16 protein-coding genes and 1 pseudogene are annotated in these 21,109 nt (G+C 63.0%); 6 read left to right on the top strand and 11 right to left on the bottom strand.

Annotated elements, in window-relative coordinates; genetic code table 11:
• Positions 1–282: 282 nt before the first annotated feature.
• From IEV62_RS02565 to IEV62_RS02555, 3 genes are read right to left on the bottom strand one after another with little or no spacing between them, the layout of a single operon-like run.
• Positions 283–2,583, bottom strand: a complete 2,301-nt coding sequence (locus IEV62_RS02565; RefSeq protein WP_188445264.1) for a xanthine dehydrogenase family protein molybdopterin-binding subunit — start codon at positions 2,581–2,583, stop codon at positions 283–285.
• A complete protein-coding gene (locus IEV62_RS02560) occupies positions 2,580–3,044 on the bottom strand; it encodes a (2Fe-2S)-binding protein (protein WP_188445262.1) in 465 nt (154 codons plus the stop codon). The genes IEV62_RS02565 and IEV62_RS02560 overlap by 4 nt, the downstream gene beginning before the upstream one ends.
• Positions 3,041–4,333: a c-type cytochrome gene (locus tag IEV62_RS02555; RefSeq protein WP_188445260.1), complete on the bottom strand. Its 1,293-nt coding sequence runs from the start codon at positions 4,331–4,333 to the stop codon at positions 3,041–3,043. Before IEV62_RS02555 ends, IEV62_RS02560 begins: the two co-directional genes overlap by 4 nt.
• A 530-nt stretch (positions 4,334–4,863) precedes the next feature.
• Here IEV62_RS02555 and IEV62_RS02550 point away from each other — a divergent pair.
• Together IEV62_RS02550 and IEV62_RS02545 are read left to right on the top strand one after the other, a co-directional pair.
• Complete coding sequence (locus IEV62_RS02550; protein WP_188445258.1) at positions 4,864–6,984, top strand: AsmA family protein; 2,121 nt, start codon at positions 4,864–4,866, stop codon at positions 6,982–6,984.
• 650 nt (positions 6,985–7,634) lie between these two features.
• Positions 7,635–8,450: an APH(3') family aminoglycoside O-phosphotransferase gene (locus tag IEV62_RS02545; protein WP_229732788.1), complete on the top strand. Its 816-nt coding sequence runs from the start codon at positions 7,635–7,637 to the stop codon at positions 8,448–8,450.
• Positions 8,451–8,513: 63 nt separating this feature from the next.
• On the opposite strand, the gene IEV62_RS02540 is transcribed toward IEV62_RS02545, so the two are convergent.
• From IEV62_RS02540 to IEV62_RS02525, 4 genes are all read right to left on the bottom strand, one after another.
• Entirely contained in the window at positions 8,514–9,461 is a 948-nt protein-coding gene (locus IEV62_RS02540; RefSeq protein ID WP_188445256.1) for a polysaccharide deacetylase family protein, read from the bottom strand.
• A 397-nt stretch (positions 9,462–9,858) separates the two neighbouring features.
• A complete protein-coding gene (cls, locus tag IEV62_RS02535; protein WP_268234222.1) occupies positions 9,859–11,247 on the bottom strand; it encodes a cardiolipin synthase in 1,389 nt (462 codons plus the stop codon).
• A gap of 38 nt (positions 11,248–11,285) precedes the next feature.
• Complete coding sequence (locus IEV62_RS02530; RefSeq protein WP_188445254.1) at positions 11,286–11,765, bottom strand: DUF2721 domain-containing protein; 480 nt, start codon at positions 11,763–11,765, stop codon at positions 11,286–11,288.
• A gap of 242 nt (positions 11,766–12,007) precedes the next feature.
• Positions 12,008–12,163, bottom strand: a complete 156-nt coding sequence (locus tag IEV62_RS02525; RefSeq protein WP_188445252.1) for a hypothetical protein — start codon at positions 12,161–12,163, stop codon at positions 12,008–12,010.
• Between the two features lie 238 nt (positions 12,164–12,401).
• Here IEV62_RS02525 and IEV62_RS02520 point away from each other — a divergent pair, with 238 nt between their 5' ends.
• Positions 12,402–12,551, top strand: coding sequence for a hypothetical protein (locus IEV62_RS02520; RefSeq protein WP_188445250.1), 150 nt, complete (start codon positions 12,402–12,404; stop codon positions 12,549–12,551).
• Between the two features lie 821 nt (positions 12,552–13,372).
• Here the strand turns inward: IEV62_RS02520 and IEV62_RS02515 are convergent.
• The 4 genes and pseudogenes from IEV62_RS02515 to IEV62_RS18165 form a co-directional block, all read right to left on the bottom strand.
• Entirely contained in the window at positions 13,373–13,765 is a 393-nt protein-coding gene (locus IEV62_RS02515; protein ID WP_188445337.1) for a response regulator, read from the bottom strand.
• Positions 13,765–15,505 (bottom strand): annotated as a pseudogene (locus IEV62_RS02510) (sensor domain-containing diguanylate cyclase). The gene IEV62_RS02515 and the pseudogene IEV62_RS02510 overlap by 1 nt, the downstream one beginning before the upstream one ends.
• A gap of 298 nt (positions 15,506–15,803) precedes the next feature.
• Positions 15,804–16,019, bottom strand: coding sequence for a hypothetical protein (locus tag IEV62_RS18170; protein ID WP_229732772.1), 216 nt, complete (start codon positions 16,017–16,019; stop codon positions 15,804–15,806).
• Positions 15,997–16,161: a thioredoxin domain-containing protein gene (locus IEV62_RS18165; protein WP_229732771.1), complete on the bottom strand. Its 165-nt coding sequence runs from the start codon at positions 16,159–16,161 to the stop codon at positions 15,997–15,999. Before IEV62_RS18165 ends, IEV62_RS18170 begins: the two co-directional genes overlap by 23 nt.
• Before the next feature lie 718 nt (positions 16,162–16,879).
• Here IEV62_RS18165 and IEV62_RS02500 point away from each other — a divergent pair.
• The 3 genes from IEV62_RS02500 to IEV62_RS02490 all read left to right on the top strand — a co-directional run bounded on the left by IEV62_RS02500 (position 16,880) and on the right by IEV62_RS02490 (position 21,079).
• A complete protein-coding gene (locus tag IEV62_RS02500) occupies positions 16,880–17,446 on the top strand; it encodes an RNA polymerase sigma factor (protein WP_188445249.1) in 567 nt (188 codons plus the stop codon).
• Positions 17,446–18,447, top strand: a complete 1,002-nt coding sequence (locus IEV62_RS02495) for a FecR family protein (protein WP_188445248.1) — start codon at positions 17,446–17,448, stop codon at positions 18,445–18,447. The genes IEV62_RS02500 and IEV62_RS02495 overlap by 1 nt, the downstream gene beginning before the upstream one ends.
• 154 nt (positions 18,448–18,601) lie before the next feature.
• Positions 18,602–21,079, top strand: coding sequence for a TonB-dependent receptor (locus IEV62_RS02490; protein WP_229732786.1), 2,478 nt, complete (start codon positions 18,602–18,604; stop codon positions 21,077–21,079).
• Positions 21,080–21,109 lie beyond the last annotated feature (30 nt).

The following is a 21,109-nucleotide window of genomic DNA, read 5'->3' as shown; positions in this document are numbered from 1 at the left end:
AGCACCCACGACCTTGGGAAGAACGAACGTCAATCATCCGAAACGAACGTCAATCATCCGATATGTCACTCAAAAGCGGCCGTTCCCACCAATGTTTGTCGTTCGGGCCGCACGCCCTTCGGCCGCAAAGCTCCCATTTTTCTCACACGAGCGGAGTATTCCTTTCGAGACGCGGCAACGCGGGCCTGGATGACCGCACGCGGGTCGTACCGCCAGCAGACAGCGACGGCTTGGTCGCTTGCCATCGGGTTCGCATGTTGCAGTGTCGCGGTGCCGGTAAATTTAACTTGCGTTCAACGCCGACAGGACCGCGGCCGGCGTGATTGGAATGTGCCGCAATCTAATCCCGGTCGCTGCGTAGATCGCATTGCCGATCGCGGGACCGACGACGGTGGTGGCGGGCTCACCCAGCCCGACGGGCACGTTCCCGCTTTCGACGAAACCGATGTCGAGTTCCGGCACGTCGGCGATGCGCAGCGGGGTGTAGGTGTTGAGATTGGTATCCTTCACCTGGCCCGCGGCGAATTCGGTGCCTTCGTGCAGCGCCATGCTGAGGCCCCATAGCGCGGCGCCCTGCACCTGTGCCAGCGCGCCGTCGGGATCGACGATCGTGCCGGCGTCGACCACCAGTGTCAGTTTCTCGACGCGGACGATCCCGGTCTTGCGGTCGACATGGACCTGTGCCGCACAGGCCACCCAGGTCGGCATGTCGCGTTCTTGCCCGAAGCTGGTCGCGATGCCGAGCCCAGTATCGGCAGGCAATTTTGCGCTCCAGCCAGCCCTCGCGGCGACGCGGCGTACCACCTCGGCCTGGCGCAGCGCGCCGCCGACTGCGTTTGGCGCGGAGCCGGCGTTGCGGCCTTTACCGGTCAGCAGCTTGAGCCGAAACGCCACCGGATCAGTCTTGCTGTGGTGCGCCGCCTCATCGATGAAGCTTTCAAGCGCCCAGTTGGTCCAGCCTGGTCCGACCGAGCGCAGCCAGCCCGGGCGGAATGTCGCGTTGGCGAGATCGTTGGCGACCGCGCGGACGGTCTGGTGGCCGACATCGTACCAATGGTCCGCACCCGAAATTGCGAACGGATCATATTGGCCGCCTGCCTTGGTTTTTGCGAGCAGCGCCGGCCCGGCGATCACTTGTGTCGGCCAGCCGGCACAGGCGTGGTGCTCCATCGCCTGAATCTGGCCGCTGCCGTCGAACTGCATGCGCAAGCGCTGCACCGACGGCGAGCGGACCGAATCGAAGCGCGCATCGTCTTCACGGGTGAGGATCATCTTGACCGGTCGGCCGAGCGCCTTGGTCGCGAGCGCGGCGGGGATCGTATAGTCGCCGTTGAGCCGCCGCCCGAAGCCGCCGCCGAGCAAATAGCTGCGCAGCACCACTTTGGTCTCGGGCACGCCGAGCGCCTTGGCGAGCGTCGGCAGGATCAGGCTTTGCCACTGGTTGCCGGTGTGGATCTCGAACACGCCGTCCTTCTCGAACGCGAGCGCGTTGACTGGCTCGAGCTGGAAATGCAGCACGGTGGCCGTGGTGTAGATCTGCTCGATCGTGCTCGCCGCCGAGGTGGGGGCGGGGGTAGCGTTGACGATGTCGAGCGTGACACCGCCATCGGCCTTGCCGACCAGCGCGCGGGCATGATCCTGCAACGATGCTTCGGTCATGTCCGCACCAGGGCCGGCGGTCCACGTCACCTCAAGCAGATCGGCCGCTTTGAGCGCGGCATAATACGACGTGGCGATCACCATCACCCAGCCGGGCACGGTATCCGACGGATCGTCGAGCACCAGATAGCGCAGATAGCCCTTCACCTTCTTCGCTGCGGCGTCATCGATCGACACGACCTTTGAACCGTTGCGTGTCGGCGGCAGCTTCGGGCGTGCATACACCATGTTCGGTATTTTCGCGTCGATGCCGTAAATCGCGGTGCCATTCGTCTTGGCATCGATGTCGAGGCCGTGGGTCTCGCGACCGATCAGGCGCCGCTCCTTGACGGGCTTGATCGGCAGCGCCTTGAGTTCGTCGGGCGTGAACTGTCGCGCGACCGTGCCGCTCTTGGCGATATCGCCATAGGAGATCGAGCGCCCGCCGGCATGGACCGCGCCGCCCTTGGCGGTGCAGCTCGCGGGGTTGGCGCCAATCAATTTGGCACCGGCTTCGATCAGCGCGATCCGGCCGGCAGCGCCCGCCGGACTGAACACGGGGAATGTCTGCCACACCGACCAGCTGCCGCCGGTGACCATATAGCCCCATTTTGGATCGCTATCGACGTGGACGATCCGGACCTTGCTCCAGTCCGCCTCGAGCTCGTCGGCAAGGATGCGCGCGAGTGCGGTCCCGACATGCTGGCCCATTTCGGCGCGGATGATGTTGACGGTGACGATGCCTGCCGCGTCGATGCCGAACCAGATCGTCGGTTCGAACACCGCTCCCGTCGCAGGCGCCGGGACGCTGCCGGGCACCGCCGGATCGATCGCCGCGATCACGCGTGAGAAGCCGAACGCGACTCCTGCGGCGCTGCTTGCCACCAGGAAGCCACGGCGGCTGAGTGGGTTCGCCGCGTTGCTGCGGGTAATGAGGCGGCTCATGCCTTGGTTTCCATCTTGGCCGCGGCCTGCTTGATCGCCGTGCGGATGCGGACATACGTCATGCAGCGGCAGAGATTCCCGGTCATCACCGCGTCGATCTCGTCGTCGCTGGGCGCCGGAAAATCCTGGAGCAGTGCGGCTGCCTGCATGATCTGGCCCGACTGACAGTAGCCACATTGCGGCACCTGCAGGTCGCGCCATGCCTGCTGCAGCGGATGGTTCGAGGCCGGGTCGAGCCCTTCGATCGTCGTGACGACCGCGCCCTCCACCGACGCAAGCGGTGTGAGGCACGACCGCGTCGCGCGCCCGCCGACATGGACCGTGCACGCGCCGCACATACCGATGCCGCAGCCGAATTTGGTGCCCGTTAGCCCGATATGATCGCGAATCACCCACAGCAAAGGCGTGTCGTCCTCCATGTCGGTGGTGATCGTGCGGCCGTTGATGGTGAAGCTGGTCATTGGCCCTGGCCTTGCGCGCGGATGGTGGCGACTGTTTTTTCAAGGTCGGCCCAGGCCGGCTTGTCCGTGCGGGTGTTTCGCAGATAGGCGGCGATCCGCGCGATATCGGCGTCGGTAAAGCCGTGCGCGAAGCCGGGCATCACCACGCCCGGGACCCCGTCCTGTGCGTTCACCCCATAGAGGATGACGCGGATCAGATTGGTGGGGTCATCCAAATTCACCGCGCTGTTGAGCGCGAGATCGGGGCGCAGCGGGTTCAACTGCCGACCGTTATAGTGGCATGAGGCGCAGGCGCTGGCATAGAGCCGGGCGGCGGGATCATAGCTCAGCCCGGTGCCGACTTTGTCCACCGCCAGCGCATGCGCAATTGCGGCATCGCCCTTGGCGCCTTGGCTTGCCGATCCGTTACGGCTGGCGAAATAGGCGGCGATCGCAGCGATGTCGGATGCTGGCAGACGCGACAGCCCCAGCGGGACCGCGCCCATCGGCCCGACGGCGGTGCCGTGATAGCGGCTGACGCCTGTGCCCAGATAAGCGACCAGCTCGGCCTGCGTCCAAGGGACTGGCGACGGGTTGGTCGAGTCGAGCGGCGGCGCGATCCAGCCGTCGATCGGTGCGCCCTTATAGGCGCGCTCCTTGATCTCGGCGCCAAGCATGCCGCGCGGCGTATGGCAGGCACCGCAATGGCTGAGCCCCTCGGCGAGATACGCGCCGCGGTTCCACAGCGCGCTGTGTGCAGGTTCTGCGCGGAAGCGGCCGGTGGTGAAGAACAGGAATTTCCACCCGGCCTGGAGCGCACGGATGTTGAGCGGGAAGGGGACGGTGTTGTCGCTGGCGTCCTGACGCACCGGCGCCCTGGTCATGAAATAGGCGTAGAGCGCGGCAACGTCGGCGTCGCTCAGCTTGGTGAAATGATCGTACGGAAACGCTGGGAACAGGTGCGCGCCGTTGCGCGCCACGCCCTCGTGCATCGCGCGCCGGAACGCGGGTTCGGACCATGTGCCAATCCCGGTCTGCGGATCGGGCGTGATGTTGGTCGAATAGATCGTGCCGAACTGCGTCGCCATCGGATAGCCGCCTGCAAACGGCTTGCCGTGCTTTGCGGTGTGGCACGATGCGCAATAGCCAGCACTGGCCAGCACTTCGCCCTGCGCGACCAATGCGGGCGCGAAGCCGCCGGGCGCGGGCGGGGCAATCTCGGCGATGGCTGGGCGCCAGGCAAAAACAGCGATCGCAATTATTCCGAGGACGATGACGCCAACGATACCGAGAAGCAGGCGCTTCAGCACGGTGAATAGGATCTCATGCGCAGCCCTTCAATCGACGGATTTGTAGCCCGATCATCGACTTCTAAAGATGGCCCGTCTAGTGGCCGATTGCGCAGCGAATGCCGCGCATAGCGCAGATTTTCATTCGGGTCATGGACTGAGGCCGGCGCTGTAACGCGGTCGAACGTGTTTGGCCTTGGGCGTGGCTTTTCATTGGCTCGCCACAGCCTCAGGGAAAACCGCGATCCCGCAAATCGCAAATCGAAGCGGAAGAGACGTTTGACGTTCACAAGCGGAATCGTCCTTCCAAAGATCAGGGTGCGGGTCCAAATCAAATGTCGGCTGGCGAGACATCCGATCCCATCCTCCCGGCGGTTTATGAAGGGGTTAGCTGGTCTTAACGTGGAGCGTGAATTCACGCCACCATCCTCGTTGTCCGGCCGCCGCCCCCGTCGCGCGCATGAGACGGCTAATGATTTTGGCCGAGAAAATAGGCCGTTTGATTGCCCGGAACGTTGTACGCTTCTACTCACTTCTGAGATGGTAAGCGCGTGGAAGACGATTTGACCGATTTCGTTGGCGATAGCCTTCCCCCCGTGCCCGCTGGCAGGACGATTGCACCGAGCCGTCCGCGCCGGTCACCGCTGTGGTGGTTGCAAAGGGCGGGTATCTGCTTTTTGGCGACGATCATGGCGGTGTGGTTGGTATTGTACCTCACCAAGGGGCGGTTTTTGCAGGGGGCTTTCGAGCATCTCGCGACATCACTGCTGCAGCGCAAGGTTAGCGTCGAGAGCGGATTCGAACTCTATTTCAACCCTTTCGATATCCGGTTTGCGGCCAACGGCGTACATGTCGCAAACCCGACATGGGCGTCGAAGCCAGACCTGTTCTCGGCAACCCACGCCGACGCCGATATCGCTCCACTCTCGTTGTTCTTCGGCCGCCGCCATCTGCGAACCCTGAACATGACGAACGGGGCGATCGATGCTGAATGGGATGCAGCGCACGTTGCCAATACCTGGACGTTTGGGTCGAACGCGCACGGGAAGCCGTTTGAACTGCCCATCATCGATCAGGCTTCGCTTTCCGCGTCGACGGTGCGTTTCAAAGATCCGAGTCTTCGGTTCCTTGCCGATCTGACCCTGTCCAGCATTGCTTCTCGCAACGCCCGCATCGGCGATGCCGTGCGACTCGACGGCCATGGACAGATACGCGATACGCCGTTCACGCTAACCGGCGCGCTGCAATCGCCCGATGCCACGGTCGCCCGCGGGCGCAACCAGCTGACACTGGAAATGCATGCGGCTGAAAATGTGATCGATGTCGCAGGCAACCTCCCAAGCCTCGCCGACATCGAAAACGTCCCGCTTGCGGTGCGCGCGCGTGGCAAGGACGTTGACGATCTGTTGGGGATCATCGGAGTCGTCGTGCCCGAGACCCGAGCGTATGCGCTAAAGGCGACATTGATCAAAAGTGGTACAGACTATAGCTTCAGCGCTATGACCGGCCACTTTGGCGAGAGCGATATTGCGGGGAAGTTCACTGTCCGGGACCAACAACCAAGGGTAAGGCTGGACGCGGTTCTCACCAGCCGCTCACTCGACATCATCGATGCCGCACCTTTCATCGGCTATAGTCCCGACACGGTCGCTGAAAAAGGTGCGGTCGCCGCTGCCGCCGAGACTGGCGCCGCACCGGCGCACCTGATACCCAATGCACCAATCCCGGTTGAGAAGATGCAGAGCTTCGATGCGACACTGCGCTACCGGATTGGCGCGGTCCGATCGAAGCACCTCCCGATCACCAACGTTGACCTCAATCTGTCGCTTGACCACGGGCTGCTGAAGCTCGATCCGTTCAGCTTCGCCATGTCGAAGGGCAAGGTGATCGCGACGATGGCATTCAACGCCCGGTCGCATCCCGTTCGCGCCACCTACGACATCCGCCTGACTCCGACGCCGATGGGGAGCCTTCTATCCGGGTTCGGCGTAGCTGAATCCGGCACTACCGGGACGGTACATGGCCGGATGCAATTGCACGGCGTGGGAGATACGCTGCACGATTCACTGAAGAGTGCGAATGGACGCGTCGCGGTGATCATCCCGGCAGGCACGCTGTCCCAGCGTAACGTGCAGTTGTCCGAACTCGACATCGGCGTGTTCGCGCAGCGACTGTTCCAGCACAAGCTGAAGGAACCGGTCGCGATAAATTGCGGTCTTGTCGCGTTTACCGTTCGCAACGGGACCGCCATCGCGGATCCGATCCTGATCGATACCGAGAAAAACGTGATCGCCGGCACCGGCAGTTTCAATTTCGGCACCGAGGCAATCGATCTATCGGTGAAGGCCGACGGGAAGAAGTTCAGCTTGTTCTCGGCGCAGTCTCCAGTCCGATTAAGCGGTCGCTTTTCATCGCCGTCCATCAATCCGCTCAGCCCCGCCCTGATCGGGCGGGCAGGGGCAGCGATCGCCTTGGGCGTCGTCGCCACGCCAGTTGCTAGCATGCTCGCTTTTGTAGACCTTGGCGGTGGCAAGGCTGCTGCGTGCGGTCCAGTCCTCGCGGGTGCGACCGCCAATGCTCAGCGGACGATCAAAGGAAAGGCACGTAACGACGTCAGATCGGGGCAAGCAACTGTCCCAGGCTCCCGCAAGAAATTGTTCGGGCTGTTTTGAGCGGCATCATCGCGGCGTAAGCAACGAGGCCGTCGCGGCTGCTTGGGAGTTAGGGAAGCGACGGCCCTTGCGGACTTTCGTCCCGGCGCATAAAAATGCATGGTCCTCTCTCAGCGGCACGCATGCGGTGTCCGGTTCCGGTTCGCAAATTTCAGAGCGGTCCGCCATACCGAAATATAACGAATTTACCGAGAGGGTCCGTGCGGTCCAATCGCCGCAATAGTATCGAAATGCCATCCGTCTTAGCGCGCTCGACGTACCCCGCTGACAGATTTTCTAATAGAGCCTAAATATGCGGGTTACCAGGCCGCCTACTCAGCCAGGCTTCGGAGCGAAAGCCGCAACCTGCCGGGCACCCTTCAACAAAATACGGTACTGCGCATATTCTGACGGAAACTGCTGTTTTTCGGCAGTATAGCGATCAACCGGCGTGGTAATGACGTAATCTGCACGGCAGGTTTCCAGCTTTCCAGGCGCAATGGTGCAACACGAACGGCGAATTTAGGATTTGGCAGGTCGGGCCTAAATGTCGCTTTGTGGGTGTGGTAAAAAATGTTCTGGGACCGTTCCCTAGTCGTCATCGAGGATTGCGGTTGCATGGTGTTCGTCGCGACGATGGCTGCCGCCGATGTATTTTGGCGCGGTTGGCCGTGACACGTAACAGACGCGAATATTCAGTCGAGCCGCCTGAATTGCCGGCAGGCCTGAGACCGCACCTTCTCGGCTATGAGTGGTCGCGCGATACCGTCGGAGAGTCTGGCGACGCGGTCTATCGCCTCTGGAAGCGCGGGGTGACGCCAGACCTGTTTCTTAAATGTGCGCTCCAGCCGTCGGCGTGGGACGTCGCCGGGGAAATGTTGCGTTTGCAATGGCTCGGCAATCACGTCCCAGTGCCCGCAGTAAAGGCGCTCTTTGCAACGCCCGACGAGGCATGGCTGTTAACGGCTGCGCTTGCGGGCAAGACCGCGTACCAGCGGCTCGATGCGTCTGCTGACAAGGGACCTGTGGTCGTTGACGCCTTGGCCGGTCTTTTGCGTCGGCTCCATGCCATCCCGGTGGAAAGCTGTCCTTTTAACAGCGATCACCTGTTGCGGCTTGGTGAGGCGCGCTGGCGCCTTGATCGGAAGATGGTGAAAGGTGCGGATTTCGACGAAGGGGAGGCGGGCTGGACTCCTGAACGGGTCTGGACGGAGATGACGAGCTTGCTACCCCTCGTCCCCGATCCGGTTGTGACGCATGGCGACTTCTCGTTGGACAACATTCTGATCGCCGACGACGGCGTGGCGACCTGTATCGATGTCGGCAGGGCGGGCATTGCTGATCGCTATCAGGATATTGCGATCGCGTGGCACTGTCTCGGCGAGTTCGGAGCGCCCCTGCAACGACGGCTTCTGACCTCCTACGGCATCGCGCAGGCCGACTACGCCAAGATCCGTTTCCATCTTCTGCTCGATAAACTCCTTTGAGCAATCCGCTGGCCGAACGTGGCTCGCACACCGGCGCATCGAGCATCGCGTCACCGCCCCGCATCACCGATCGGGATCGACCCGATCGTAATCTGCCACAATGTCCTTGGGGACTTCGCTATAGCTGTCCCAAGGTAACGACTTGTGGAGTTCGATCGACCAGCGTTCGAGCCATTCGATCCCGTCCTTGCCGGCATAGGGGTCCTTCGTCCGATAGGCGGGGTCCGTCATCGCTTTTGTAAGCGATACCGGTCGCAGTTTCTCGCTTTTTAGCAGCGCGGCGATATCGTCGATGCAATCGGCGTTGAGCCGTGTCGCGTGCAGCAGCATGACATAGGCGATGTCTCGTCCGAACAAAGCGTGCGCAGCAGCGCGGTACCAGCGAACGGTCTCGGCACTGTGTTCGAGATAGGCGCGGCGGATGTGTGTTCGGCGTCGTTCGTCGTGGCGGGCGATCGCATCGTCATAGGGCTCGGCGAATTCCCAGTCGTCGGCATCGATCGTGACCGGCGCGATACGGTAGCCATGCGCGTGCAACCAGTCGTCGATTTCGCGCTTCACCGCGATCGGCGCCCCGGTTTCGAGATAGGGATGGCGAAACCAGCCGATGGTTCGGTGGCGCTGGGCCAGTAGCCCGCGTGTCACCGGCTCCCCTCTGACGATATCGGCGATGTAGTCGGCCGGGCCGAGCGTATTCGGGGATTCGTGCGAAAAAGTATGATTGCCAAGATCCATCGATGCGTCGAGCCAATGTTGGAGCACAGCGATTTGTTGCGAGCGGTCAAGCTCGTCCAGCTTCGATTCGTTTACGAAGCCGGTCGCAGGGATATGGTGGCGCTTCAGGCCGCGCAGGATCATCGTGTTGAGATAAGTGACGTAGCGCTGATCGCGCAAAAGGGTCAGCGCCGGAAGATCGTCGAAGGTGATCGCGATCGTCGCACGCTTGTGCGCGTCGGCTCCAGCCGACACGGTGAGGACGGCGATCACAAAGGCGGCAAACCTCGACCTCACGGCATTCTCTCTCGTACTTGACACTGCGTCATCGGTCCCAACCGGGCATTTGCCCCGTCGATCCCGTACGCGGCGAGCCGGGCGATAGGCCGAGTGGGCCGGGGGTACCAGCTGCGATAAGTACCGACGGGCGGCGAAGAACCGCGTTGTATCCAAGCGCGGGAGAAAAGCCGCGGTGTCCCGATGCTGCTCAGTGCTGCGCTACGCCGTAGGCGGCCAGCTTCTCGTTGTCGGTGGTCAATGGCCGCCTTGACGTCTCCGGCGGTCTTGTTGCCGGCGGTGCTCCGCGTGTCAGCCTGTTCCAGCCCAGAACAGGCAAACAGGGGGTGGGTTCCGAGTTTAGCAGCGACCGTCTGTGACACGCTCGACGTCGACAGCCAGCCAGACCAATTCCCCGTCAAAAGAGGGGTGCTGCCATCGTAAGGATATTGTCGACCAGGCGCCGAGGAAGCGACCGTCCCGCGATGCCTGCATGGCCGATCTCGATCGATTGGGCCAACCAACGCCGTTGATGTTCACCAACTTCCGCTGCAACGTCAGCGGAGTCGAAGAGCACGTTGTTCTCGAAATTGAGGTCGAGGCTGCGGCGATCCATATTGGCCGAGCCAACCAGTGCCAGGAGATCGTCGACGACCAAGGTTTTGGCATGCAGCAGACCGCTGCGGAACTCGAAAATCTGCGCGCCTGCGCGCGCCATCACCGGGTAATATGCGCGGCTGATCGCACCGACGATCCAGCTGTCGTTGCGTTCCGGAAAAATGATGGTCACCTGCACCCCACGTCGTGCTGCTGCTACGATTGCGTTGAGGAGCGGGGGGTCCGGGGCGAAATACGGCGTGGTGATTACGGCCCGCTCGCGGGCAGCCGCCAGAACCGCAACGAAGATGTCGGTCATCGTCGCGTTAGGCGATAAAGGGCCGGTTCCGACCGCGATCGCAGGGAAGCCGGAGGGAAGCGCTTGGGGTGGATCGACGGTCAGCACCGGGCGCATGTCCTCGCCGGTTTCCGCCATCCAGGCCGAGGCGAAAATCAATTCTGCCTGCCGCGCGATCGGGCCTTCGTACCGAATAAAGATGTCGACCCACGGTGCGAATTTGCGCTTGGGCAAAAATGCCGGATCGGCGCAGTTCTGACTGCCGCACCAGGTGATCCCGCCATCGATCACAATGATTTTGCGATGGTTGCGAAGGTCTGTTCGGTGCCCCGCAAGGAAGCCGAGTCCCAGCGGCACTGGTAACGACGCGTAAACACGCGCACCCGCCTGACGCATCGCTTTCCAGTGGTCGGAGCGGATCAGCGCGCGCGAGCCGATCGCGTCGGCCACGATACGGCATGTGACACCCCGCTTGGCAGCGCGGCAGATCGCATCGATGACCTTGGTGCCGTTGCGATCGCCAAGCCAGATATAGAAAGACAAATGGACGGTGTGCGTTGCGGCATCGATGTCCGCGACGACAGACGTTATCGCTGCGTCGGATCCCGAAGCGACGTGCGCTTTGTTACCCGTAGAAAGCGGCCATCGGCTCGCCGCTTCGCAGGTTGAAAAGGCCCCGGTCGATGCAGGCGACAAGGGGCTTGTGGATGCGGATGGCGCATAGTGCAGGAGCACTTCGTAGCATTCCCGAGCACGGTCGCGGAAAGCGGTGGAGATCCAGCGTTCACCGAAGAGCATATACAAAAGTGTGCCGATGCCGGGAAGCGCGAAGAGCAGCAGAACCCACGCTGCGCGTGCATAAGCATCACGTCCGTCCAGCAGAAGCGCACGGATGATGACCCCAATGTGGATGGTGGCGAGTGTCAGCCAAACCGCTATTCTGAGGCCGCTTATGCGTCACCCGCGTCGATAGGCGCCGGGGATTTGCAATTTTTTTCCTGCTCGTCCCCGTCAGGCTGCGCCTGCTCCCGGACGGAGCGGCCGGACAGGATGGTCTCGAACCCAAACGCCGCAAGCGCCGAAATCGCGCAGATCAGCGCCGAGCCGAACAAGGCAAAGAGAATGTACCCCGTGCCGGCATTGCGTAGAGCGCCCAGGAACAGCGTCAGAGCAGCGCAGCAAGTCAGCGCACCGGCGAGCGCCGCCAGCAGAACGGCGAGGTCGAGTGCGGTGGATCGAAGTCGAAGACGGGCCAACTGTCGGGGATGGTCGGCAGCGTTTGCAGCCAGGCGATCGACTCGGTCGGCTATCCGCCCCAGCCTGGTCGTGAAAACATTCAACAATGAGGCGAGGCCGGTCAGCAGAAATATCGGAGTCAGCGCAAGTTGGACCACATGCGCCGCGCCATTGATATCGGGGCTCCCAAACATGGCTCTTTATTGCCGGTATGAGCCGGGCAAGGGAAGGGTGTTCGGATCAAATGACGAGCTCTCCGTTTTTCAGACCACAGATACCGTCGCTCTGGTATCCATAGGCCGTTGGCCGGGGCGGTGCGTAAACTCGGCGAGGGCCAACCCGCCGACCCGGGTGTGCTGAAGCGCGGTGTTGCAGTCCCGTGGCCAGGCCTCGATCTTCGCGCCGGCGCCGTCCAGCGACAGGAACCAAGCCGTGTTCATGCGTTGGATTGGTCGCGCAGGCGGCCGCTCAACGTTACCACAAAAGGATTGTCCCTCGCCCTGTCCCGCGCGATACGATGCCTCTCGATGCCGACATCGTCGCACCATGCCGGCACCGTGTTTGACGTCAGCTCAGGGTCGTTGTCGGTCAAAACGGTATCGATCTCGTAGCGTAGCCAATGACGTTCGAGAACGGTACATCGTTCGCAATAATTCATGTGGTGCCGTGTCGGCGACGATGCCGACGATCCGCGACTGGCGCTCTGAGCAAGCGACAATTTCGCGCGAAGCCCCCAGGGTATTATCTAGCAGGCGTATGGAACCAAATCTGCCGCTCACTTCTTACGCTCTCAACGGCGGCACTCTGGTCGTCGCGCTTAAGGTTAACAGATGGAGCAGGCAGCGCCCGTGGTCGTCATTGCAGTCCTCCTGATCCTTGCGCTCGGTTTCGGCCCGGGGGTGGTCGCCAGGCTCAAGGGGCTTGAGCGGGCGCAGAAAACGCCGTCGCATCGAATAGATCTTGGCCGCTCCGAAGATTGAGAACTGCCCTGGCCGGGGCCTTATTCGCGTGCCTGATCCGATGTCGGTCGCTGGGATCTGGTGAGTCTGACGCGGCGCAAACAGAAATGAAATCGGCATCGACTGACCACGATGCGCCGTCGGTCTCACAAACCGGGCAGTTTTGGGAGGTGGCATCAGGCCGCCGCAGCGTAGCGTTCGCCTGGCAGTCTCACCGTACACAACCTTCGCAGTCATGGGCGAGCAAGCATTTACCCCTGAATGTCGCGGACAGCCATTGCCCACAGCACCTCGTATTCACCAAGGATTTCGATGCACTGGCAATAATCTTGATGTCCAGCGAGTTTGCTAACCGGATCACGCCTTCGACAATCATCCGGCGCGAAAGGCTTGCCTCGATGCGCTGCCCACGGTTGAAGATGAGTGTCCATGCCGGGCATATCGCCGGCTCCGTTGCGCTCAGTCGGCCCTGCACTGTTTGGGATCTTTTGCTTGCTACATTATGGAAGGCGAAACGCCCCGGGCTGGTTACGGCCCAGGTCCAGCCACGCAGACCAGTTTGAATGGGCGTGCGGACCAGAGCGGTGGCGACCCAACCCCTGGGCGTCATATATTTGGGTCTTGTCGATCCCAACCAAGCGTCAGCCGACCTGAGCGTCGGTTTTGGTCGAACATGTTGGCCGCGGCCGGGATGCCGACGGGGACGCCGTGAAGCAGAGCCGTTTGCGGAGGGTCTTTTAGAACCGACACACTAAGGTCGGCGAAAGCCACGGTTGTGCCGCCCTGTTGACCAAAGGAGGGTTTGGACTGTGCCCACCTTCAAGGTGATTAATGGTGCTCCGTTAAACGACGACGGTGGCCCGGGCGCCGAGGACTGCGCCGATGCACTGGAACAGCTCGTCCATGACGACCGGCTTGCGAAGTATTCGGTCGGCGCCGGAGCGCAAGCAGCGGGCCGTGGCGGGTCCCGAACCCTCCGCGGTGATCACGACGATCGGAAGCCGCGACTTCGCGTCTCGGCGCGAACGGATGCGCTCGATCACCGTGTGGCCGTCCATGCCGGGCATCCGCAAGTCGACCAGAATGCAGTCGAAGTCTCCAGTGTCGAGCTCGGCGAGGCCTTCCTCGCCGCTGACGCATTCATGGGAGTCTCCTCCGGCCACGTTCAGCATGTCGCTCAACACCCGTCGGTTCAGAGCGTCGTCCTCGATGCAGAGAAAGCGCAGCTGCTGCATCACGCCGCGAGCCGCAGCCGGTTTCGACCATCCCGTTTCGCCCGGTAGAGCGCCGCGTCGGCGCTTCGCATTACAGCCTTGGAACCTCCGTCGTCGATCGAGGCGACCCCGCCGCTTGCGGTCACGCGGACCGCGCGCCCGTCGACCATGATCACCATCTCCTCGATCGCATGTCGTAGCCGCTCACAGACGACCACAGCTTGCTCAAGCGAAGCGTGTCGAAGGAGGACGGCGAACTCTTCGCCCCCGATACGGCTTACGACGTCGCCGCCGCGCGCGGTCGCCCGCTTCATGCCCATGATTGTCGTTAACTTGCTTGAAGTGGTCGAAGTCGAACATGGCAACACACCCGAACGACCGCTGCGGATCCACATGCTCGACAAGCCTGTCGAGTTCCAGCTCAAATGCCCGTCGGTTGGGAAGCTGGGTGAGAGGATCCGTCAGCGCCGCATGGAACAATTGCGTCTCCATCACCTTGCGGTCGGATATGTCGCGAAGCACGCTGACAACGCCTTCGACAACCCCGGCGTCGTCGCGCACCGCGCGGCTGTGGGTCTCGAACCATCGTTCAACGCCACTCGCCGTGAGGGCTCGGTATTCGAAGCTGACCATCGCGCCGCCACCGCGCAGCGTCATCATGTGCGACCTGGCCGCCGACGCGCGATCTTCGGGAACGACGAGCAGGGTGGCGTTCCGACCAACGAGGTCCGAAGGCTCGAACCCGCTCAGTTGCGTTATCGAGGGCGAGACGAAACGGACGCGGCCGTCAACGTCGAGATTGAGGATGATGTCCGTCGAGTTGTCGGCGAGCATGCGGTAGCGCGCCTCGCTGTCCCGTAATTTGCGGATCAGATTGCTCCGCCGTGCCAGATCGGCAGAGATTGGCAGGACGGTAAGCACGGTCGCGGCGAGATAGAATTGAAGGAACTGCATATGATCGCCGATTGTCCCGTGCATCAGGCTGACCGGGCCCGAGCCGCGCATGGTTAGGGTGCAGCCGACCACCGTCAGGAGGACGACAGATAGGGCAGCCGTCAGCCGTCCGCCGCGGAACGCGGCGAAGATCACGGGGAGCAAAGGCAGGAACAGGAGCGGCATGCTGTCCTGGTCGAAGACCGCGACGCTCGTGCCTAAAACCAGCAGCAGCAGGATTGCCGTCTCCGCTGCACGTTTGCGGGTCGTCGATCTGATCCGCGCCCGGACATCATCACGGAAGAAAAGCATGAAGACCGGCGTGAACGTGAGCGCTCCAAGCGAATGGCCCGCGAACCATCTCGCGAACGAGGTCCCAAAGTCTGCATTTATGGCGATTGCGGCGATCGACGCACCGCCGACTCCGCTGACAACGGGCGCGACGATACCGGTCGTCAGCACGAAGCCGCCGAGCCACCGCATCGACTCCAGCGGACGCTCGGGTATCCGGATATGTCGCAGCAAGGTCGCGGCGATGACGGCCTCGCAGAGGTTAATGATCGCCAGCGGCACTGCCGCTTCTACGCCGAATCCGAATAGGGCGGTCACCGCCGCGCCCGCCATTCCGCAACTCAGTAGATGCGCTGGCCAGGCGCTCCTGCGCAGCGTCGCCAGCCTCGCGATGAGCAGTGCTGTCGCGACCCAGAGGAACGCCACTCCGCCGTCGAAGCGCGTGGTCGAAACGGTCGCCGCTGCGACCACGAAATAGCCTGCGGATGTCGCGACGACCGATTTCACGACGTTTTCAGGTAGTGTCTTGCTAGCCATCGCATCGGCATACGGCCAGAGGGTAAAGATCAGGTTTTGGGGTAAGCCGCCCGAGCTCGCGGGGGTCCCGGCGCCCGCGAGATCGTGTTCGCTTCGACGTTACCGCGCCGAAGCAATGCCGTCCTTATGCCCCCAGCTGCACTCCGCGCCTTGGTGTCGCGACCCGGCCCGGCGACCGGCGGCTGGCGATCCTGCTCAAGCGCGAGCAAAGGCATGTCCGGTTCGATGAGAAGTTTGGGGGCCTGGTCGTCCGGTAATCCGACGCGCGAACCGCACGATATCGCGCCAGCTTCTGACGCTACGCTTTCGGGTCAGGCAGCTCTTCGGCGGCAACGAGGCGCTTGTTCTGGGGGAACATAGGTTCCCGCGCTGCGTCATCCATCTCAGCCTTGAAGCTGTGCACCGTTGCAAGGGCGCCAGCACGCTCGGCTGCAGGACGGCTGCCGACATCATCGAACAGGCGCTTGACGTTCGGGAACATGGTCCATGCATCAGGCCCGAAAATGAAGGGCATCGCTCGCGCCCAGCCCCACACGGACAAACTGTTCGCCGTTGCGCGTGTCGACCGGGATCATCGCGTAATCAAGCCCGGTTTCTTCGAGGCACAGCGCCACTTTCGCCGGGTTCGGCGATGGATGATAATAGAACTGGATCATGATCTGTCCTCTCGGTGGGAACTGGCGCGCGAGCGTGGCAACAGAAGCTCGACCGCCATCGCCACGCCCACTGGCCGAGTTTGCCGCCCGATTCGAGGCGGTAACGACCACTGTCGAAGCGCCGGGGTTTGATCCTTGCGCGGCGATGCAGGGCTTTTAGCCACTGATCACGGACAAACGAGCACGTGTGCGGTACGATCGCAGACCGCGTCGGAAAGCGTGTTTTTTGAACCTGGCGGTCTGCGAAAAAATCTTGGCAATGAGCCTTTTTGCGTCTGCGCCAGGGTTCAGTCTCAGGGTCGCTTCATCCGGCGCCACGCACCAGGCCGCTCGCTGGTCGTTAAAACGCTTGCGCCGGAAAGGCGGCGTCGAACGGGATCGATTCCAGGTCCTTTTCGGGGCCTTGCCTTTTGGAACGGTCCCGTTCTAGACTCGCGCTGCGCCGCCTTGCAGGTGGCGTCGAGGCGTGAGAACCTTGGTGTAGAAGCGATATCGCCAGGCCCGTCGGCGGCCGGGTAGCCGACGCGTATGTCCAAGCCGCTTGCGGCCAAAGGCGTCGGTGCGAGGCCTAAACCCTTGTTCTCACCACCCGGCTTTCGTCCGGGACCGCCTCGCTTGCTGGAGGCGAGACGATGGGCTGGGCGAAGATGGCGAGCGGGCAAGGGGCCGATCGGTCTGGCGGCTGCGCCATCTCCGCTTTCTGTCCGGAAGCGATGTGATGGCGGGACGTGCCGGTCGGGCCGATAAGGGCGGCACCGCACAAGAAGCGCTGCCCGGTGCTGTTCCGACGATGGTCGAACTCGATGTGCTGTATCGTAACGAGCAGCATGCGCTGGTGCGCTTTTTCACGCGCTATCGCGCCACGCCGGAAGACGCCCGCGATCTCGTTCAGGAGGCATTCCTGCGTCTGTCGAGAGCCGATCTGCGCCGCTCGGGATCGATCCTGCGGCCCGCAGAGTATCTTCGGCAGATCGCGCGCAACCTGTTGCGCGATCGTGCGAAGACGGCGCGGCGTCATGCAGCGGACGCGCATGTCAACGCTGACGATGTGGAGCTTGCAGGGGCCGACGAGCTGGGCAGGCTCGAGGCCCGCGATAGCCTGGGGCGTCTTGAAGCTGCTATGAAGTCGCTGAAACCAAAGACTCGGGGAATTTTCATGGCGCACCATCTGGAAGGTCTGAGCTATGCCCAGATCGCCATGCGCACGGGTCTTTCGGTGTCGGGGGTCGAAAAGCAGATGGCGCGCGCGTTCGAGCAAATCCACAGGCTGACGGGCCTGGAGTGATGGCTACGAGCGGCGGCGGTCACGCAAGCGAAGCGGCGCGGCGCGAAGCCGCGGCATGGATCGCGCGGATGCACGGGCCGGACGCGGAGATGTCTCGGCTTGATTTTGAGCGCTGGCGTGCGCGCAACCCTCGCAACCGCGCCGCCTATGCCGAGATGGAGCAACTATCGCGCCTGTCGCAGCGTCTCGGGGAAACCGCATTGGGCCGCGCGCATCTCGAGCAGCGCCGGCATCCGTCCTTCCTGGTGGGGCCGGGCGCACGCATCGCCTTTGCCACTCTGGTCGTTGCGCTGCTGGCTGGTGCCGCTGCGCTTCCGCTGTTGCGGGGCGGGGCGACGGCTCCTGTCATTGCCGCCGGGCCGCTTGCGACCGGTTTGGGCGAGATCCGCAGCTTTCGGCTCGCGGATGGAACCAGGGTCATCCTCGACACCGACAGCGCGATCGAACAGGAATTCACCACGCAGGCGCGCGTCGTGCGGCTGGTGCGCGGACGCGCGCGGTTCGATGTCGTACACGATGCTGGACGGCCGTTCATGGTCGAGGCGGCCGGTCGGGCCATTTTCGACCGCGGCACGCTGTTCGATGTGGCGCTTGGCCGGAAAGGGGTAAGGGTCAGCCTTTTGCGCGGGGCGGTCGAGATCAGAAATCGCGCTTCTCCGGGGAGCGACGTTGCGCCGGTCGCGCGGCTCGTGCCGGGGCAAGTCTTCGCCGATGCGCCTGCTGCTGGTGCGGCGCAGGTGTCTGCGGCGCCCGGTGGGGCCGACCAGTGGGTCCGGTACATGCTGAGCTATGACGGAGCATCGCTCGCGGACGTCGTCGCCGACGCCAATCGGTACGCGGATCGCAAGATCAGCTTAGGTGAACCCGAGCTCGCGACAGTGCGAGTCACGGGTCGTTTCCGCGCGACGCCCACCGAAAATCTCGCGGCCCTTCTCGCCGCAGCCCTGAACCTGCGAGTCGAGCGCACGGCGCACGGTGAGATCGTCTTGCACAAGCGCTGACGCACTGCAGGTCTGCAGTCGTTGAACTCTTTTCGGCGGGTCGGCTGACCCGCGTCGTCTTGCCCTTTCGACAGCCGCCAGAACGGCGTCGGGCAAAAGGGGACGAGCAATGCGTTTGGGAAAATATTTGGCAGCGACAGCCTGCGGTAGCGTGATGTTGCTGGCGTCGCCGATCGCCGCGGCACAGTCCGACGATCGGCAGGACTATGATGTGTCGGCGCAGGACTTGAGTGCCGCGCTGCGGCAGGTGGCAGCAGTGTCGGGGCGGCAGGTGATTGTTGCCAGCGACCTGGTGACCGGCTTGCGGGCGCCCGAACTCAAGGGGCGATTTAGCTCGGAGGAGGCAGTAGCACAGCTCCTGCGCGGAAGCGGATTGCGCGGTGTCCCGGTCGGCAATGCGCTCGTCGTCCAGCGCGATCCGGTGGTCGAGCCGGCGGGCGACCCTCAGGATGGCGACATTCTCGTTACTGGCACGCGGATCCGGGGGCAGGGGCCGGTCGGGTCCGCGGTGATCACGATCGACCGCAAGGCGATCGACGCAAGCGGCTTTGCGACGACGCAGCAGATCGCGCAGTCGATCCCGCAAAATTTCGGGGGCGGGCCGAATGACGCGACCAGTATTGGAGGAACGCTGAGCCAGAGCGCGGCGCGCAACACGGCCAGTGGTTCGAGCGTGAATTTGCGGGGGCTGGGGGCGTCATCGACCCTCGTACTGATCAACGGTGATCGGCCGCCCCTTGGCGGGTTCGCCGGCGCCTTTTCGGACCTCTCGATGATCCCGGCCTCTGCGGTCGAGCGGGTCGAAATCGTCGCCGATGGGGCGTCCGCGATCTACGGTTCGGACGCGGTTGCGGGCGTCGTCAACATCGTCCCGCGTCTCAATTTCAGGGGCGCCGAGACGATGTTTCGGTTGGGCACCGCAGACGGCGATTCCCAGGAATATCAGGCAAGCCAGCTGGTCGGTGCCAGATGGTCCAGTGGCCACGGCGTGATCGCATATGAATATTATGAACGGACGCGCCTCGCCGCCGCGTCGCGCGGCTTTGCGACAGACGATCTTCGCCCGTTTGGCGGGGTGGACCATCGTGGCGGCTATGCCAGCCCGGGGACGATCATTGCAGGCGGCCGAAGCTTCGCGATTCCAACGGGCCAGAACGGCCAAGGCCTTACGGCGGCCTCGCTCGTGCCCGGCACGGTCAATCTCGGGAACAGTTGGACTGGCGCCGACATATTGCCCGAGCAGCGGCGGCACTCAATCTTCGCTGCACTCAGCCAGAATCTCGGCGGAAGTCTACGCTTCTATGCGCATGGGCTGGTGTCGGTGCGCAGCTTCGATCAGGCATTGCGACCCACCGCCGATGCGCGGCGCACCGTCCCGGTCACTAACGCCTTTTATGTCGATCCGATCGGTACGCATCAGCCGGTTCGGGTCCAGTATAGTTTCGTACGGGATCTCGGCAATGAGCGCTCGCGCGGCATCGCCAGCGCCTATGGCGGCACGGCCGGCATCGAGGCGAAGGCAGGCTCCTGGGATATCGATGCGCACGGTACATGGGGACGGCAATATGAGCGCGCCTCGCTCATCAACCGGATCAACACCGCCCGTCTCGCGGTTGCGTTGGCCGACACCAATCCGGCCACAGCTTATAATCTTTTTGGCGACGGCCCGTCGACCAACCCGGCGACAATCGGCAGCGTCCGAGGTTCGACGACGAGTAGCAACAGCGGAATCGTCTGGTCAGCAACGCTTCGCGCGGACGGACCGCTGATCGCGCTCCCGGCGGGCGCCATGCGCCTCGCAGTCGGTGGCGAGTATCGCGAGGAACGCTATGTCGACCGCGGCACCACCTCCGATACAACAAGCCTCATGCCGCGCTTCGTCGCGCCAATCGCTTTGCTGGAGGCGCGGCGGGTGAAAGCCGCCTATGCCGAACTTCTCGTTCCGCTCTTCGGAGGGCCCGCGACGCTGCCGGGCTTTCACCGGCTCGACGTGTCGGCAGCCGTCCGCACCGAGCAGTATAGCGACTTTGGCAAGACCACCAATCCCAAGCTCGGCATCGCCTGGGAGCCTGTTGCGGGCATGACCTTGAGGAGCAGCTACGGGAAATCGTTCCGCGCGCCGAGCTTCGACGATTTGCGCCAAGATCCCGGATCGCAGCTTATCTTCGCTTACACCATTCCCGATCCGGCTTCTTCCAGCGGTGCATCCAATGTCATCGTGCTCCGCGGCAATGATCCGAAACTCCGTCCCGAGCGCGCGACCACCTGGACGCTGGGCGCGGATTTTGCGCCGAGGGGGGTGCCCGGTCTTCATGCTGGTATCACCTGGTTCAATATCGACTATCGCGACCGGATCGATACGCCGGCGGCGCAGCTGTTCAATTTTCTGGTCAATCGCGGCACCTATGCTGCCGTGATCGAGGCCAATCCAAGCGCCGCGCGGATTGCGGCGCTCTATGCCGACCCGATCTTCATCAACCCGCTTGGCATCGCGCAGACCGACAGGTTCGCTGCCGTCGTCGATGCACGGCTCCAAAACCTCTCCGTGGTCCATCAGTCCGGGCTTGATCTCGACATCGGTTACGTTCGGGGACGCTCGGTGGGCAGCGTTCGCGCCGAACGGCGGTTCTGACGGTTGCGCTACAATGTTCACGGCGTCGCT

The sequence above is a fragment of the Sphingomonas psychrolutea genome (assembly GCF_014636175.1).
Classification (GTDB): domain Bacteria; phylum Pseudomonadota; class Alphaproteobacteria; order Sphingomonadales; family Sphingomonadaceae; genus Sphingomonas; species Sphingomonas psychrolutea.
Note: the sequence above shows the minus strand (reverse complement) of the source record. Positions and strands in the feature narration are given on the sequence as shown.

Excerpts from the sequence above, each read along its gene's own strand:
- IEV62_RS18170 (WP_229732772.1), bottom strand. The coding sequence starts at position 16,019 with ATGCCCTTCATTTTCGGGCCTGATGCATGGACCATGTTCCCGAACGTC.
- IEV62_RS02490 (WP_229732786.1), top strand. The coding sequence starts at position 18,602 with ATGTTGCTGGCGTCGCCGATCGCCGCGGCACAGTCCGACGATCGGCAG.
- IEV62_RS18165 (WP_229732771.1), bottom strand. The coding sequence starts at position 16,161 with ATGATCCAGTTCTATTATCATCCATCGCCGAACCCGGCGAAAGTGGCG.
- IEV62_RS02530 (WP_188445254.1), bottom strand. The coding sequence starts at position 11,765 with ATGTTTGGGAGCCCCGATATCAATGGCGCGGCGCATGTGGTCCAACTT.
- IEV62_RS02560 (WP_188445262.1), bottom strand. The coding sequence starts at position 3,044 with ATGACCAGCTTCACCATCAACGGCCGCACGATCACCACCGACATGGAG.
- IEV62_RS02500 (WP_188445249.1), top strand. The coding sequence starts at position 16,880 with ATGGCGGGACGTGCCGGTCGGGCCGATAAGGGCGGCACCGCACAAGAA.
- IEV62_RS02495 (WP_188445248.1), top strand. The coding sequence starts at position 17,446 with ATGGCTACGAGCGGCGGCGGTCACGCAAGCGAAGCGGCGCGGCGCGAA.
- IEV62_RS02515 (WP_188445337.1), bottom strand. The coding sequence starts at position 13,765 with ATGCAGCAGCTGCGCTTTCTCTGCATCGAGGACGACGCTCTGAACCGA.
- IEV62_RS02565 (WP_188445264.1), bottom strand. The coding sequence starts at position 2,583 with ATGAGCCGCCTCATTACCCGCAGCAACGCGGCGAACCCACTCAGCCGC.
- IEV62_RS02520 (WP_188445250.1), top strand. The coding sequence starts at position 12,402 with ATGGAGCAGGCAGCGCCCGTGGTCGTCATTGCAGTCCTCCTGATCCTT.